This is a genomic window from Streptomyces rubradiris, assembly GCF_016860525.1.
Lineage (GTDB): Bacteria > Actinomycetota > Actinomycetes > Streptomycetales > Streptomycetaceae > Streptomyces > Streptomyces rubradiris.
In genome coordinates this window covers 400,103-414,638 of record NZ_BNEA01000007.1, presented here as the reverse complement: position 1 = coordinate 414,638, position 14,536 = coordinate 400,103, and the positions used below count along the sequence as shown (strand labels likewise).

The 14,536-nt window shown below is 73.8% G+C and carries 14 protein-coding genes; 4 read left to right on the top strand and 10 right to left on the bottom strand.

Going from position 1 to position 14,536, the window contains the following annotated elements; all coding sequences use genetic code 11:
- Window positions 1-19: 19 nt before the first annotated feature.
- The 7 genes from Srubr_RS11160 to Srubr_RS11130 all read right to left on the bottom strand — a co-directional run bounded on the left by Srubr_RS11160 (window position 20) and on the right by Srubr_RS11130 (window position 8,036).
- On the bottom strand, window positions 20-1,120 hold the full coding sequence (locus Srubr_RS11160; RefSeq protein ID WP_189991183.1) for a sensor histidine kinase: 1,101 nt from the start codon (window positions 1,118-1,120) through the stop codon (window positions 20-22).
- Window positions 1,117-1,770, bottom strand: a complete 654-nt coding sequence (locus Srubr_RS11155; RefSeq protein ID WP_189991181.1) for a response regulator — start codon at window positions 1,768-1,770, stop codon at window positions 1,117-1,119. Before Srubr_RS11155 ends, Srubr_RS11160 begins: the two co-directional genes overlap by 4 nt.
- 157 nt (window positions 1,771-1,927) lie before the next feature.
- Window positions 1,928-2,569 (bottom strand): histidine phosphatase family protein, encoded by a 642-nt coding sequence (locus tag Srubr_RS11150; RefSeq protein WP_189991178.1) that lies wholly within the window; start codon window positions 2,567-2,569, stop codon window positions 1,928-1,930.
- Window positions 2,570-2,788: 219 nt separating this feature from the next.
- Window positions 2,789-3,979 carry a lanthionine synthetase LanC family protein gene (locus Srubr_RS11145; RefSeq protein WP_229926507.1) on the bottom strand — a complete coding sequence of 397 codons (1,191 nt, stop codon included), beginning with the start codon at window positions 3,977-3,979 and terminating at the stop codon, window positions 2,789-2,791.
- A gap of 62 nt (window positions 3,980-4,041) precedes the next feature.
- Complete coding sequence (locus Srubr_RS11140) at window positions 4,042-4,197, bottom strand: hypothetical protein (RefSeq protein ID WP_189991176.1); 156 nt, start codon at window positions 4,195-4,197, stop codon at window positions 4,042-4,044.
- Window positions 4,198-4,221: 24 nt separating this feature from the next.
- Window positions 4,222-7,071 (bottom strand): lantibiotic dehydratase, encoded by a 2,850-nt coding sequence (locus tag Srubr_RS11135; RefSeq protein ID WP_189991175.1) that lies wholly within the window; start codon window positions 7,069-7,071, stop codon window positions 4,222-4,224.
- A gap of 2 nt (window positions 7,072-7,073) precedes the next feature.
- On the bottom strand, window positions 7,074-8,036 hold the full coding sequence (locus Srubr_RS11130) for a thiopeptide-type bacteriocin biosynthesis protein (protein ID WP_189991173.1): 963 nt from the start codon (window positions 8,034-8,036) through the stop codon (window positions 7,074-7,076).
- Window positions 8,037-8,387: 351 nt separating this feature from the next.
- Between Srubr_RS11130 and Srubr_RS11125 the strand changes: the two genes are divergently transcribed.
- Window positions 8,388-9,038 carry a CatB-related O-acetyltransferase gene (locus tag Srubr_RS11125; protein ID WP_189991171.1) on the top strand — a complete coding sequence of 217 codons (651 nt, stop codon included), beginning with the start codon at window positions 8,388-8,390 and terminating at the stop codon, window positions 9,036-9,038.
- A 37-nt stretch (window positions 9,039-9,075) separates the two neighbouring features.
- On the top strand, window positions 9,076-9,417 hold the full coding sequence (locus Srubr_RS11120; RefSeq protein WP_189991169.1) for a mycothiol transferase: 342 nt from the start codon (window positions 9,076-9,078) through the stop codon (window positions 9,415-9,417).
- A gap of 147 nt (window positions 9,418-9,564) precedes the next feature.
- On the opposite strand, the gene Srubr_RS11115 is transcribed toward Srubr_RS11120, so the two are convergent.
- Entirely contained in the window at window positions 9,565-10,335 is a 771-nt protein-coding gene (locus Srubr_RS11115; protein WP_189991167.1) for an MBL fold metallo-hydrolase, read from the bottom strand.
- A gap of 258 nt (window positions 10,336-10,593) precedes the next feature.
- Between Srubr_RS11115 and Srubr_RS11110 the strand changes: the two genes are divergently transcribed.
- The gene (locus Srubr_RS11110; RefSeq protein ID WP_189991165.1) at window positions 10,594-11,292 is read left to right on the top strand and encodes a tectonin domain-containing protein; all 699 of its coding nucleotides are present in this window, start codon (window positions 10,594-10,596) and stop codon (window positions 11,290-11,292) included.
- Window positions 11,293-11,367: 75 nt separating this feature from the next.
- Here the strand turns inward: Srubr_RS11110 and gap are convergent, their stop codons facing one another.
- Entirely contained in the window at window positions 11,368-12,366 is a 999-nt protein-coding gene (gene gap / locus Srubr_RS11105) for a type I glyceraldehyde-3-phosphate dehydrogenase (RefSeq protein WP_189991163.1), read from the bottom strand.
- A gap of 325 nt (window positions 12,367-12,691) precedes the next feature.
- Between gap and Srubr_RS11100 the strand changes: the two genes are divergently transcribed.
- On the top strand, window positions 12,692-12,916 hold the full coding sequence (locus Srubr_RS11100; protein WP_189991161.1) for a hypothetical protein: 225 nt from the start codon (window positions 12,692-12,694) through the stop codon (window positions 12,914-12,916).
- A 262-nt stretch (window positions 12,917-13,178) separates the two neighbouring features.
- On the opposite strand, the gene Srubr_RS41935 is transcribed toward Srubr_RS11100, so the two are convergent.
- On the bottom strand, window positions 13,179-14,456 hold the full coding sequence (locus Srubr_RS41935) for a TrbL/VirB6 family protein (RefSeq protein WP_189991159.1): 1,278 nt from the start codon (window positions 14,454-14,456) through the stop codon (window positions 13,179-13,181).
- Window positions 14,457-14,536: the final 80 nt, after the last annotated feature.

Below are 14,536 nucleotides of genomic sequence, written 5' to 3'. Positions count from 1 at the left end.
ACCCCTCTGTCGCGGGTGCTCACCTCGTGTCCTGGGCCGGGAGCACGACGCACAGCTCGTAGCCGCCGTCACTGGTGGGGCCCGAGGTCATGGTGCCGCCGAGGAGTTCGGCGCGCTGGCGCAGACCGAGCAGGCCGTGGTGCGCCCCGGGCAGGGGCAGCGGCGGCTGGGTCGGCGCGGTGTTCGTGACCCGGACCCGGACGGCTCCGTCGGCATGGCTCAGGTCGATGTGGGCGGTGGCGCCCGGGGCGTGTTTGCGGGTGTTGGTCAGCGCCTCCTGCACCGTGCGGTAGACCGCGCGCTGGACGGTCGGCGGAAGACCTTCGGGCAGGTCCATGCGCAGCTCGGTCCTGATGCCGCAGTTGTCGGCCAGCCGCTGGATGTCGCTGAGCGCCGGCTGCGGGGTGAGCTCCGTGGGGTGACCGCTGGAGGCGCGCAGGACACCGACCATGTGACGCAGTTCGTCCAGCGTCTGCACGCTCAGCCGCCGGATCGTCGCCGCCGCCTCCCTGGTGTCCGGGTCGCCCGCACCCACTTGCAGCGCCCCGGCACGTACGGCGATCAGACTGACCTGGTGGGAGACGACATCGTGCATCTCCCGTGCCAGCTGCGCGCGCTCCTTGGCGAGGACGGCCTGTGCGGTCAGCAACTGCTGATGGTCACGCGCCTCCGAGATCTCCGCCAGCCTCAGCGACAGATCGCGACGGGTGCGCACCAGCTGCCCCAGGAAGACGGCCGCCGCCGCCGTGGCGGCGCTGTACCCGAGGGCGATCAGCGTCGGGGTACGCGTCAGATCCAGCTCCGGCGACGGCAGCGACGTCGTGTCGCTGACCGCGAACGCCAGGGCGCACACCACCAGCAGCGCCCGGGGACGGTTGAACGAGGCGAGCGTGTACAGCGCGGCCAGGCAGGCGAACACCGCGTCGGACAGCAGGACCGCGGGCAGCGTGAGCAGGAAGGTCAGTAGCGGTTGCGGCCGGCGCAGCAGCAGGGCGACCGCGGCGGCCAGCGCGCACGCCATCCGCAGCGGCTCCTCGATGTCCCAGTGCGCCCACACGTCGAGGAGCGCCAGGGCCACGGCCACGCCGTCCAGGAACAGCGGGGACGGCCGGCGGGTCATTCCGCGCCCTCGGCGAGGAGTCCGGCCCGCTGGGCGAGGAGGGCTGCCTGGACCCGGCCGCTGACCTCCAGCTTGGTCAGGATCGCGCTGACATGGTCCTTCACGGTGCCGGTGCTCAGGTGCATCCGGGCCGCGATGTCGGTGTTCGACAGGCCCTCGGCGATCAGCACGAGCACCTCGCGCTCACGCTCGGTCAGCCGCTCCAGCGCCCTGGGCGGGCGCTCCTGGGTCCCCGCGTTCAGATAGCCGTCCACCACCGTGCGCGTGACCTTGGGCGACAGCACTGTGCCACCGCGGGCCAGGCTCTGCACCGCCGGCGGCAGCGCCTCGGGGTCGGTGTCCTTCAGCAGGAAGCCGGCGGCGCCCGAGCGCAGCGCCGTCTCCACGTACTCGTCCATGTCGAACGTGGTCAGCATGGCCACCACCGGAGGCTCCGGCAGCCGCCGGATGTCGCTCAGCAGGGTCAGCCCGTCCACGTCCGGCATGCGGATGTCCAGCAGGACCACATCGGGACGCGTCTCCCGCACCGTCCGCAGGGCCTGACCGCCGGAGACCGCCCCGACGACCTCGATGCCGTCGGCCGCGTCCAGAATGCGCTGGAAGCCCGTGCGGATCAGGGCTTCGTCATCGACCACCAGTACCCGGATCACATGTGCTCCAGCCTCTGTGGGAGTACTGTGTCCGATTCGTACCACGCCGGGCCCGGCCGCGCCGCCGGGGCGCCCGCGTCGCCTTCGCGGCCCCGGTGCCGTGCCGGTACGGGGCCGCCGCCCGGTGTCCCGCCACGGTGGCCGCGCGGCGGTCAGGTCAGGGCCGTCCGGCGGGGCAGAGCCGCTCCCGGTCGGCAGGCAGGGCGAGCAGGACGGCGCCGGGGACGCTTCCCCCGGCCGTCGGCGGCATCCGCCGCGGTGCCGTGGGCGGTGTGAGCCGGGCCGTCCAGTGGCCGTCGCGCATCGTCAGCGTCACCGTCGACAGCGGTGGCACCCGCAGCTGCCAGAAGGCGCGGGCGGGCACGGCCAGGGCATGGACCAGGGCGGCCCGGATGACCGCTGCCTCGGTGATCGCGAGCAGCCCCGGGCCGTCGGGCAGCGCCGTCAGCCAGGCCGCCGTACGGTCGCACAGCCGGGCGACCGACTCGCCGCCGTGCGGCGCGGCCTCGGGGTCCGTCAGCCAGGCGGACAGGCCGTGCGGGTCCTTGGCCGCGATGTCCCGCAGCGGACGGCCGTCCCACGCGCCGTGGTCCAGATCCCGCAGGGTCTCCTCCGGCGTCGCCTCGACCGCCAGGGCCCCGGCGGTCCGCGCGCAGCGGGCCGAGGGCGCCCGCAGGGCCCGCGCGTACGGCGGCAGGGCCGCCCGCACGGCGCCGGCCACGCTCTCGTTCGCGAGGTCCCGGTCGGGGCCGCCCGGTGTGGCGGTCGCGCACAGCATCGTCAGTCGCACGGTCACCATCCGCCTCCTTCTCCGCGCGGAGCGGCACCTCACCGGCCCGGTGAGCAGGGGGTGCTCGTCGAGCAGGGGGTGCTCGCCAGTCACCACCCTCCAGGCAGCAGGACCGGTCGAACCATCCGGCAGGTGGCCGGAGCACCCCCGCCGGGTGGCGGGACCCGCGCCGCGAAGAGCCGGATCGCCGGCCGCGGAGGACGTGGCGGCGGCCCCGCACCGGCTGCGTCAGCGCAGCCCCAGGCAGGGCAGCCAGTCGCGCGGTGCCCCGTGGACGGCGGTCAGCAGCGCGGCCAGCACCCCCGGCAGGCCGGTGAGGAGGTCCGCGGACCACTCGGCCGGCGGTCGGGCGGCCATCCGGGACGTCAGATGGCCGACGAGCCGGTCCTTCAGCGCGCTCGCCGCCAGCAGCCGGGCGTGGCGGTCGAAGGCGTCGGCGACCGCCAGCACGCCCGCGGCCCCGTGGCACAGCCCGAGCCGGTCGCCGGGGGTGTCGCCGAAGAGGTGGAACGTCTCGTCGTAGCGCTCGGCGAGCGTGGTGAAGGCGGTCGCGGCCCAGTCGGCGGCGGCCTCGTCCCCGAGGGCGTCGGCGGCGTCCCACAGGGCCCAGGCGACCCCCGGCGTGCCGTAGCACCACGCCTGGCGGGGGTTGGCCTCACGGGAGGGCGGCTCGGCGAGTCCGGCGCCGGGCCAGGTCCGGATGCCCCGCTCGTCGTCGTACGCCTGGCCGACCAGCCAGCGGGTGGCCCGGCGAAGGGCCCCGGCGAGATCGCCCGCGAGGTCCGGATCCGGCCCGGTGCGGCGCAGTGCCGCGGTGAGCGCGGTGACCAGCCCGGCGACGCCGTGCCCCATGCCGGTGTTGACGCGGCCCTGCATCCACGCCAGGAACGAGTGGTCCGTGTACTGTCCCGCGCGCAGCCGCCCCAGCTCCTCCTCGTCGCACAGCAGCGCCAGATGCGCGGCGAGCGGTCGCGGCACGGGCAGCCCCGGCTGCGTCGCGCACAGCGCGAGCAGCAGGCCCGAGGGGCCGGAGATCAGGTCGTAGTCGGGGAACGCGACCTCGCGGGTGCGGTACCTGAGCGGGCGCCCGGCGAGGTGGGCGCCGAGCCGGTCCGCCGCGGCCCCCAGCCCCGGAAGCACCCGGGCGCCCAGGCGCAGGCCGACGAACGTGCCGGCCAGGCCCCCGTCGTACAGGGCGGGGTGGGACGGCCCGCGCCCGGCCGTGCGGGACCACACGGCCACGGCGGCGGGCGCCGCCCGGTCGTCCGCGACCAGGTGGGCCAGCACCGGGATCCCGGGGTCGCAGCGGTGTACGCCCCGGTCGGGCGCCTCCGCCCACTCCATCAGGCAGCGGACGGCGAGGCCGTGGACGTCCTCGTCCGGCGGGGCGGCCGGTACTGCCGGATCGTGCGGCATCATCCTCCAAACGTCGTCACGGGCGGGGCGGAGCCGCCCGCACGGGCGGGCGGCTCCTGGGAGCGTCATCCACAGATGATGACCGTGGCACAGATGACGATCGTGCACAGGCCGCTGCATCCCTCGCTGTACCCGTCCGCCGACGGCAGCTCCTCGTCGGTGATCCGCTCCTCCAGGTCGCTGATCAGCGTGTCGAGTTCGGTGATCTCGTGTGCGGGCATGGGACTTCCCCTTTCACTGTTCACTCATCGGGTGTTGGCCGCCCCGGCGGGCCGCCTGGCGGGCGGGCCGGGGACGTCGTGCCGGCCCGCGTCGACCAGGGCGTCGGCGGCGGCCTCGGCGAGCCGGCCGGCGCATCGGTCGTGGGGGAGCCGGAGCAGGAGCTGCGCGGCGACTCGCGCGCCGCCGTGCAGCGGGTCACGCAACAGCAGGTCTTCGGGGGCCGGCAGCATCTCCTCCACCAGCAGCGCGGTGCCCGCCTCCCGGGCGCACAGCCGCTCGATCAGCTGGAGGGCCGTCAGCGAGGCGAGGTCCACCGGGACCGGCTTGGCGCCGGGGGCGGTGCGCACGAACGCGTGCCGGGGCAGACCGGCGGACCGGCGCAGCAGGGCGAGGACACGGACCTTGGTCAGCGGGTCGTCGCCGGGCTCCCACAGCTTGCCGCGGTCGACGCGCCAGGTCGCCGGGGCGAGGACGAGATCGCCGCCCGCGGTGAGCCGGGGCAGCCGGGCCCGGTCGGGCAGCGCCGCGTCCAGCGCGTCCAGCCGCACCAGATAGGAGGCGGCCGGATGGCTCGCCGCCAGCAGCAGCCGTACGAGGGTGTCGTAGGGCGGGGCGGGGGAGCGGGTCGCCTGGTACACGGGGATGACGCGCCGCCCGTCCGCCTCGGCGACGATCCGGCCGTTGGCGCGCCGCAGGCTGATGCGGTCCAGCGGGAGGTAGCGCGCGTGCCCGCCGGGCGAGCCGTAGTACGGCGTGGGGTCCGGGTCGCCGGTCCACCAGCGCGTCGTCACCGGGCGGCGCACGGCGTTGGCGGACCGCTCGGCGAGCGGCGGGACGAGCAGGTCGACGAAGCGGACCCCGGTGCGCTCCTCGACGGCCGAGAGGAAGGCACGGTAGGCGTCGCTGTTGCCGTAGCCGCCGTGCAGGGTGCGCAGCCCGTCGGCGAACCGGGCGTCGAGCACCCCGGCGGACGAGGCGGTCTCCAGCACGGCCACCGGGCCGCCGTCGGCGGAGGGGGGCAGCGGGCGCAGCAGACAGTCGACCGGCCAGGGCGGCAGCGTGGCACCGCCGGGCGGCGCGCCCAGCTCGTCCAGCAGCGCGTCGTCGAGGTCCACGCAGGCCGTGCCGGAACGGGCGGCGGCGTCCAGGTGGGCCAGCAGCCGGGCGTAGCCGCCGGCGGGGTCGTGGGCGGGGTGCCAGCCCCCATAACGGCGGCGGACGGGCGGCGGTTCGTCGGCGTTCAGCCGGTCGGCGAGGATCTCGCTGATGGGGCGCGCCTGTTCGGTCAGCCCGGCGAACCAGGGCTGCCGCTCCGGCGGCTCCGCCGGCCGGTCGGCCTCCCGGAGGGCGGCCAGCCGGGCCGCGATGCGCAGCCCGCGCCGGACGCGTGCGGCGGCAGCCGCGGGCACGGCGGCGCCGGCACCGAGCCGGCGGTAGGAGTCGAGGAACCAGGCGTCTGCCCCGCCGCCCGCGGGCACCGGCGGCAGCGCGCCGGTGGCGCCGACCGTCTCGGCCGGCACCCAGCCGGAGCAGTGCTGCCGGGGCGCCCGGCAGATCTGTACGACGCCCAGCCCGTGCAGGTGCTGGAGGAACCCGCGCAGCACCGCGGGGGCCACGGCCGGCCGGCCCGGCGGGGCGCTCAGCGCGGGCAGCACGCGGTCCAGTTCGCCGAGCGTGCGCGGCCCGTCGGCGAGCAGGGCCAGGATGCTCTCCAGCACGCGGGTGCGGCGCAGCACGATCTGCCGGAGCCGGCCGGGTTCACGGGGGTCCACGACGTAACAGCGCACCTGTCCGGGCGGGTCGCCGGGGGCGGGGGCGGACGGTTCGGCGAAGTGCAGGGGCGTCGGCGCGAGCAGGGTCGCGGGGTCGGCGGTGCTCAGATCCACGGGGGCGGTGCCGGCCCGCAGGAGGTGCACGTTCTCCACGGCGATCGCGGCGAGGGCACCGAGGGGGGTACCGGGCGCGAGCAGCGGCAGGCAGCCGTCGTCCGGGCCGTCGGCCACCGGGAGCGCGGCGATCTGGCCCGCCCAGCCGCGCGGCGTCGTCTTCACCGCGGCCCGGCCCACGATGCGCCACAGGTAGGCGGCACGTTTGCGCAACTGCTTGCCGGACCACGACTGGCCGTCGGCGAGCCGCCGTTCGATGTCCTCGGCGAGTGCGGGAGCGGCGCTGTCCAGGAACGCGCGCAGCACCGGGCTGGAGCACGCCGTGCGCCATGCCTGCTCGGCGACCCGCTGCTGCTCGGCCGTGACCTCCTGCCGCAGCCGGGACAGTGCCGCCTCCGCCGCCTCGGCGCCGCGCAGCAGGGCGCGGGCCTGCCCGGCGAGGTCAGCGGGCACGGCGGACGAGCGCTCCAGCAGCACGCAGTCCGGTGCCCCCGGTGCCGCTCCCGAGTGCAGCCGCCGCCGCAGCGCGAGTACGGCGCCCCGGTCGGCGGACGCCAGCGAAGGGTGCGGTACGACCTCGGCACCCAGCCGGTCGGCCAGCGACCGGGCCTGCGCGGCGAGCCGCTCGGTGGTGTCGGCGTGCCGGGCGGCACCGTCGAAAAGGTGCTCGGCGGCACCGGCCGTCCAGGCCGTGCCGGGCATGCCGCCCAGCCGCAGCAGCGCCGTGGCCCCGAGCGCGGTGTCGCGCGCGTCGGCCGGTTCGGCGGCTTGTGCCGGTACGGGCGTGGCCCCGGGTGACGTGTCGTATGTGCGGGCCGGTACGGCCGAGGTGCCGGGTGCGGTGTCGGGTGTGTGCGCGGGTCGGGCCGTGGTTCCGGGTGCCGTGTCGTGGCTGTCGTGCGTCGCGCGCGTCTCCTGCCTGTCTTGCTTGTCTTGCTTGTCTTGCCGGTCGGCTGGGCGGTCCGCTCGTGCCGGTACGTGTTCCATGCTCAGTCCGCCTCCTCCCGGCCGTCCGCGGCGAGTGCCTCGGTGAGCAGGCACTGGCGTACGGTGGGCAGCGCGCCCCGGTTCCAGTGGAAGATCACGTGGTGGGCGGCGGCCCGACGCGGACCGACCGTGGCCTCACCGGAGGCGAAGTAGTGGCTGTGCCAGCGCTCCGCGGCCCGCCCCACCGCCACCAGGTGCTCGCCGAGGACGTCCCGCCAGGCCTTCGGGAGGGCCTGGAGCCGGTCCTCGGGGCGCTGCTCCCAGTAGGCGCGGATCCCGGCGGCGGCCCGGCGCAGGTCCGGCTCGCCGAGGCCGCCCGGCAGCCGCCGGCCGGTCTCCTCCCGTACGACCTGCCAGACCCCGCGGTGCTCCCAGCCGACGATGCCGAGCCCGTCGAACACGGCGTGCAGCAAGGCCAGGGACACCCGCCAGCCGACCGGAGCGGGAGCACCGGCCACGGCGGTGTGCACGTCCAGCCAGGCCCGGGAGTCCGCGGTGAACAGCTCGTGCACCCAGGGCATGGAGCGCGGGCCGCCGAAGAGGTAGGTCTCCGGCTCGTACACACCGGCCACGGCCGGCGTCCCGGCGGCCCCGGTCCGTTCCGGCGTCAGGTGGCGCAGCAGGGCGGTGCGCAGTTCCGGTGCCCGGGACGGTTCCGCCGCGAGGAACCGTACGCGCAGCCCCGGGGGTTTGTGCATGAAGAAGAAGTCGCGGGCCTGCCCGGTGCCGAGCAACTCGCGTGCCGCCGTGGCGAGCCGGCCGTACGGTGGTGGCGTGACGGCCAGGTTGAGCTGGACCCAGCCGGCCTCGGGGGTGTGGGCGCGCAGCGCTTCGAGTCCGGCGGTCAGAAAGGTCCGCCGGGCCGCGGCGTACTCGGGGTCCTCCGCCGTGAGGGGCACGGTGCCCGACGGCTCGGTACGTACGTCGTCCAGGCAGTCGGCCAGTAACCGCTCGACCCGCACCATGCGACCTCCTCACCGGGAAGGGCAATCCACTGCTGTGATGTCCACGTCGCATGCGGTCCGAAGCACGGAAGCGAATTGGTCATATGATCAACAGGAGTGCGCGGGAGGTATGTCACGCGCGGCGACAGCCGGTCCGGCGCGCTGGTGTCACACCGGCGCCGCCGGTGACGGCCGGGCGAGTTCTCCCGGCTCGGTGACTCGCAAGTCGTCCCCGCTGACGAGCTGGCCGGCCCCTCGGCCGCCGCCGTGAACCGGGACGGCGGCGGGGCCGAAAACAGGTGGGCCGGGACGGCGCAGCGACGCGATCATGGACCGGTTCACCATCGCTTCTCAAGCACCGAGGGACCCGCCATGCCCGTACCCGCCGATCCGACCGTCCTGCACCCCATGCCCGGACAGCCTCGCGTGGTCCTGCTCAAGCCGCTGGTGAAGTCCCCGCTGATCGAGGTCGGGGAGTACTCGTACTACGACGACCCGGACGACCCCACCGCGTTCGAGACCCGCAACGTGCTCTACCACTACGGTCCGGAAAAGCTGATCATCGGTAAATTCTGTGCGCTGGGGACGGGGGTGCGGTTCATCATGAACGGCGCCAACCACCGTATGGACGGCCCTTCCACGTTTCCGTTCCCCACCATGGGCGGCTCCTGGGCCGACCACTTCGACCTGCTCACCGACCTGCCGAACCGGGGAGACACCGTCGTCGGCAACGACGTCTGGTTCGGCCACGGCACGACGGTGATGCCGGGCGTACGGATCGGACACGGCGCGATCATCGGCTCCGGCGCCGTGGTCACCGCCGACGTACCCGACTACGGCATCGTCGGTGGCAACCCGGCCCGTCTCATCCGCACCCGCTACTCCGACGAGGAGATCGCCCGGCTGCTCGCGGTGGCCTGGTGGGACTGGCCCGCGGAGCACATCACCGAGCACGTGCGCACGATCATGTCGGGCACCATCAACGACCTGGAGGCCGCCGCTCCGGGCGGCGGTCGGGCGTAGGGGCGGCGCCGACGGCCGAGCGCGCCATGCTGGAAGCGTGGCCGAGGTGGAACGCGACTGGTTCCAGCGGGTGTTCGCCGGCCGGGACGTGCCGCCGGCCTTCGGGGCAAGCAACCCGGACGGCTTCGCCCTCGACCCGGAACGCGGGCTCGACGAGGCGATGACCGTCTGGCGGGCGGAGGTTGCCCGGGGGCGTGCGGTGATCGACGGAGCGGCGCTGGACGGCTCCGGCCGGCTGCCCGAGCGGGAGGCCGGTCATGTCGGTGACCGGGGAGTCTCCCTGCGCTGGATCCTGGTGCACATGATCGAGGAGTACGCGCGTCACAACGGTCACGCGGACCTCATCCGCGAGCGGATCGACGGAGTCACCGGCGCGTGAGACATGCGTGCGGCGTAGGCCAGACCGCGCGAGCGCCGCGTAGGACAGACCCGCGAGCGCCCGGCAGCGTCTGCCGGTTCGCACCCGCGTCGTCTGCCGGTTCGGCACCCGCGCGCCGGTTCATCAGCCGTGGCACGCCCGCCTGCCTCAACCGATCGAGAAGGTGGTGCCGGGGGCGGCGTAGTCGACGGGGCCGGGGAACCGGGCCGAGGCGCGTCGTACCGCTTCGGCCGGGGTGAGGGTCGGGCCGACGTGGGTGACGAGCAACCGGCGCGCCCCGGCCGACCTGGCCGTGTCGCCGGTGTCCTCGGGAGTGTGGTGTGCCTGGGGGCCGTCGGCCGGGGCCTGGCTGCTCTCGGCCTCGCACAGCAGCGCGTCGCATCCCTTCGCCAGTCGTGTGAGGTTGGCGCACGGAGCGGTGTCCCCGGAGTAGACCAGCGACCGGCCCCCGGCCTCGATGCGCACGGCGAAGGCCGGTATGCCGTGCTCCACCGCCCGGGTGGTCAGCGTGAGACCGCCGACGTTCGCATGATGCCCGTCACGCAACTCGTGGAAGGCGAAGGCGGATTCGACGGGGCTGCGCTGCGAGGTGTTGGTCAGGAAGTGGGCCAGCCGGTCGGCGGTGCCCGGCGGCCCGTACAGGGGGATGGGCGCGTCGAACCGGACGTCGGCGAACAGCACCGCGTAGTACGCGGTGAGCAGATCCGCGCTGTGATCGGCGTGCAGGTGCGAGATCCAGATCGCGTCCACCTCGTCGAGCCGGACATGCCGCTGCAACTGCGCCAGTGTCCCGCTGCCCGCGTCCACCCAGAGGCGGGTGGCGCCCTGGGACACCAGGTAGCCGGAGCACGGATTGTCGACGGTGGCATGGGGCGTCGCGGAGCCCAGGACGGTGAGGTGAATCAGATCGCCGGTCATTCGCGGAGTCTATAGAGCGGATGATCTTATGAAAGCGTCAATTTCTTGTGCGCGGACAACCCGTGCGGATGACGCCGGTTCGCGTCACTTCGATGCGTCTGGGCGTGGATGCGGGCCAGTCGGGGTCGGCAGCAGCGGCGCGAAACGTGCCCTTCGAGACAATAAAGAAGATCATTCTTTAATTCGCTTTACATGGTGAACCGTTCCGCCCGGACAGCATGCGAAGGCAGCGCTTCCCGAGCGAAGGGAGTCGGCGGCATGGCCGACTGGAAGCAGATCAGCGGTGGGTTGACGCGGATCGCGGTGGGTTCGCGTACGAACGTGTGGGGCGTGAACTCGGCGGGGAACATCTACCACTACACCAACAACGACGCGAGTCCGTGGGTGCAGATTCCCGGTGGGCTGTCGGACATCGGGGCGGGTGCGGACGGCACGGTGTGGGGGGTGAACTCGGCCGGGAACATCTACCGTTACACCGGTGACCAGGGCTCCGGTCACTGGAAGCAGATCAGCGGTGGGTTGACGCGGATCGCGGTGGGTTCGCGTACGAACGTGTGGGGTGTGAACTCGGCGGGGAACATCTACCGCTACACGAACAACGACGCGAGTCCGTGGGTGCAGATTCCCGGTGGGCTGTCGGACATCGGGGCGGGTGCGGACGGCACGGTGTGGGGGGTGAACTCGGCCGGGAACATCTACCGTTACACCGGCGACCAGGAGTCTGGCCACTGGAAGCAGATCAGCGGCGGGCTGAGGGCGATCGCCGCCGGCTCCCGCACCACGGTGTGGGGCGTGAACTCGGCGGGGAACATCTACCACTACACCAACAACGACGCGAGTCCGTGGGTGCAGATTCCCGGTGGACTGTCGGACATCGGGGCGGGCGCGGACGGCACCGTGTGGGGTGTCAACTCGGCCGGGAACATCTACCGTTACACCGGCGACCTGCCCGGCTGACCGGGCACGGCGGCGCCCCGGGCCCCGTACGGGGGTCCGGGGCGCCGGTGACCGCGCAGTCCTCGCCGGGTGAGGTCAGCGCGCGGCGAGCAGGTCGAGTGTGTCGAGCACGCGGTTCGAGAAACCCCACTCGTTGTCGTACCAGGCGACCACCTTGACATGGCGGCCATCCACGCGAGTGAGGGCCGAGTCGAAGACGGACGAGGCCGGATTGCCCGTGATGTCGGACGACACGAGCGGGTCCTCGGAGTATTCGAGGATGCCGGCGAGCGGCCCCTCGGCGGCGGCGCGGTAGGCCGCCAGCACCTCGTCCCGCGACACCTCCCGGCTGACGGTGGTGTTGAGCTCCACGATCGAGCCCACCGGAACCGGCACCCGGATCGAGTCACCCGACAGCTTGCCGTCCAGATTCGGCAGCACCAGTCCGATCGCCTTGGCGGCGCCCGTGGTGGTCGGCACGATGTTCACGGCGGCGGCACGCGCACGGCGGGCGTCGCGGTGCGGACCGTCCTGGAGGTTCTGCTCCTGGGTGTAGGCGTGCACCGTGGTCATGAAACCGTGCTCGATGCCCGCGAGTTCGTCCAGCACCGAGGCCAGCGGCGCGAGCGCGTTCGTCGTGCAGGAGGCGTTCGAGACGATCGTGTGCAGGGCCGCGTCGTACGCCCCGGTGTTGACCCCGTACGCGAGCGTGACGTCGGCACCGTCCGACGGAGCGCTGACGAGTACCTTCCTCGCGCCCGCGTCCAGATGCGCGCGGGCCGCCTTGGCCGAGGTGAAACGGCCGGTCGACTCCAGGACGATGTCCACCCCGAGTTCGGCCCACGGCAACCGCGCCGGCTCCCGCTCGGCCAGCACCTTGATGCGCCGGCCGTCGACGACGAGCGTGTCCCCGTCGGCGCTCACCGGCCGGCCGAGCCGGCCGGCCGTCGTGTCGTAGGCGAGCAGTCGCGCCAGGACGGTGGGCTCCGTGAGGTCGTTGACGGCGACGACCTCCAGAGCGCTGTCGCGTTCGAGCAGCGCGCGCAGCACGTTGCGTCCGATGCGGCCGAATCCGTTGATGGCTATGCGGGTCATGAGTGCTCTCCTTCCGTTCGCCACCATCGTGGATCACCGCCTGCGCCCATGCCGACGGCGCGGGCGCCATGGTTCGCAAGGATCGCGCCAGACAGTGGGCCGGCCGTGTCCGCCCGTCGCGGCACCCCTCGGGCGGGCGGTGCGAGCCGGGTTTCCGGCACGGAGCGCACACTCGGTGCATTTCCTCAGATCTCGCTCAATTGTCGCCAACCTCGGCCGGAAGTGTGGTGTCGTTCTTCCCGGCACCGAACAGCCGCGTACGGCACGGTCGTCGCGGCACAGCACACCGCCCTGCTCTGGGCGCGAACGTACAGGGAGGGCGGATATGGCGAAGGTGGTGCACGCCTGGCTGGGCGACACGCGGATCACTTGTCAGGTCTGCCGAGGAGAGCTCTTCCGCGAGCGAGGCGTGAAGCTCAACAGCACCGGCATGGAATTCATGAAACTGGCCTGGGCGGACGAGACGGCGACGGGGCTGATCTGCTGGCAATGCGGGTATGTGCACCTCTTCGTCAACCGGGACATCGAGTTGCGCCGCGTCAAGATGTGACTTCGCCGTCCCCCGGCCGCCCGGCGAGCCGGGTCGCGAGGCGGTAGACGATCAGGGCGTCCCGGTACTCCTTCCCGGCGACGACTTCGTCGGGAAGGTTCGTGCGCTCGCTGCGGGACGTCGATGTCCGCTTCCCGGTGCCGGGGAAGCGGACCGCTGTTCGCGGTTCCTCCGTGAAGCGGAGGCGGTCGGCGCGGACGGTCGCCCGGAACGCGATGTCCCAGGGCGGATGGGCGGCGTCCGGAGCCGGGGCGCCGGCCGTTCAGGGCGGCTCGTCCCGCTCCCTGGGGGCGCGGCGGCGCACGGGACGGGGCGGCGACTTCCCGTCCTCGCCACGTGCTCGGCGCGCGCGGGTGCCGCCGTGACCGGGGACTGCCGGATTCCGGAACGCGTCGTCGGGCCCGCGCGTCCGGGCCCCTCCGGGGGCCGCGGCCCGGCGTACGCCACCACGCGCGGCGTCCGGCGCGTCGGTGACGGCGCCAGGTGCGTCTTCGACGACATCCGACGCGATCTCGGTGGCCTCCGGCACGTCTTCGACGACATCCGGCGCGGCCTCGGCGGCCTCCGGCACGATGTCGACGGCACCCGACGCGATCTCGGTGGCCTCCGGCACGTCCTCCACGGCACCCGCTGCTTCCCCGACGACGCCGGGTACGTCCTCGACCGCCCCGGTCACCCCGCTCACGGCGCCCGTCACAGTGCCCCCGGCCGCACGGCCCACGTCCCCGACGGCGCCCGCGGTACCCCGCCCGACGCCCTCCACCGCCGAGCCGGCGCCACGGCCCACCCCTTCCACCGCTGAACCGGCGCCCCGCCCTACACCTTCGACCGCCTGGCCGGCGCCACGGCCCACGCCCTCCACCGCCTGGCCGGCCCCGCGGGCCACGCCCTCGACCCCTCGGCCGGCGCCTCGGCCCACGTCCCGCACGGCCGACCCGGCTCCGCTGCCGAGGTCGGCGACCGCCCTGCTCGCGCCCGTACCCAGCTCGCCGACGGCCTGCCGCGCCCCGCTGCCGACGTCCCGCACGGCGGACCCCACCCCGCGGGTCAGCTCCTCGAGGATCTGCGGATTGCGGTCGAGCGTGGTGAGCACGCGGTTGATGATCGTCGCCACGTTGTCGAGCCGCACCTCCAGCCGGGCCTGCGCCTCCACCCCCGAGATGCCCAGATGCACCCGGCCCAGCGCGACATCGGCGCCCACGTTCAGCCTCAGCAGATCCAGCACCTCGGCCTGGAGCGAGACGTGCGCCCGCAGGTCCTCCACGTCCAGGTCGATCTGGTCTACCTTGAGCACCGGGACGTCGAGGAAGACATCGGGGTCCGCGTCGGCCGCCCTCCTCCGGACGGCGGGCTCCTCGTCCGGACCGGCCGTGCCGTCGTAGACCTCGTCGTCCGCGTCGGCCATATCGTCGTGAACCGCGTCGTCCGCGTCGGCCGTCTCCTCGTAGTCCTCGTCCTCAGGGGTGGCCGGGTCCTCCTCGTCGTACAGCCCGGGCTGCTCCTCGATCGGCCCCTCGCCGTCCTCGGCGCTGTCACGCATCACCGAGCCGCCTCCGCTGGTTCGCCGGATATTTGATCCCATTCTGCGGGGATATGTACCGGAGTGCTCGGCGCGAGGAC

Bases quoted from the DNA above. Each gene is read 5' to 3' on its own strand.
- Srubr_RS11160 (WP_189991183.1), bottom strand. From the start codon at position 1,120: ATGACCCGCCGGCCGTCCCCGCTGTTCCTGGACGGCGTGGCCGTGGCC.
- Srubr_RS11150 (WP_189991178.1), bottom strand. From the start codon at position 2,569: ATGGTGACCGTGCGACTGACGATGCTGTGCGCGACCGCCACACCGGGC.
- Srubr_RS11145 (WP_229926507.1), bottom strand. From the start codon at position 3,979: ATGATGCCGCACGATCCGGCAGTACCGGCCGCCCCGCCGGACGAGGAC.
- Srubr_RS11140 (WP_189991176.1), bottom strand. From the start codon at position 4,197: ATGCCCGCACACGAGATCACCGAACTCGACACGCTGATCAGCGACCTG.
- Srubr_RS11135 (WP_189991175.1), bottom strand. From the start codon at position 7,071: ATGGAACACGTACCGGCACGAGCGGACCGCCCAGCCGACCGGCAAGAC.
- Srubr_RS11130 (WP_189991173.1), bottom strand. From the start codon at position 8,036: ATGGTGCGGGTCGAGCGGTTACTGGCCGACTGCCTGGACGACGTACGT.
- Srubr_RS11125 (WP_189991171.1), top strand. From the start codon at position 8,388: ATGCCCGTACCCGCCGATCCGACCGTCCTGCACCCCATGCCCGGACAG.
- Srubr_RS11115 (WP_189991167.1), bottom strand. From the start codon at position 10,335: ATGACCGGCGATCTGATTCACCTCACCGTCCTGGGCTCCGCGACGCCC.
- Srubr_RS11110 (WP_189991165.1), top strand. From the start codon at position 10,594: ATGGCCGACTGGAAGCAGATCAGCGGTGGGTTGACGCGGATCGCGGTG.
- gap (WP_189991163.1), bottom strand. From the start codon at position 12,366: ATGACCCGCATAGCCATCAACGGATTCGGCCGCATCGGACGCAACGTG.
- Srubr_RS11100 (WP_189991161.1), top strand. From the start codon at position 12,692: ATGGCGAAGGTGGTGCACGCCTGGCTGGGCGACACGCGGATCACTTGT.
- Srubr_RS41935 (WP_189991159.1), bottom strand. From the start codon at position 14,456: ATGCGTGACAGCGCCGAGGACGGCGAGGGGCCGATCGAGGAGCAGCCC.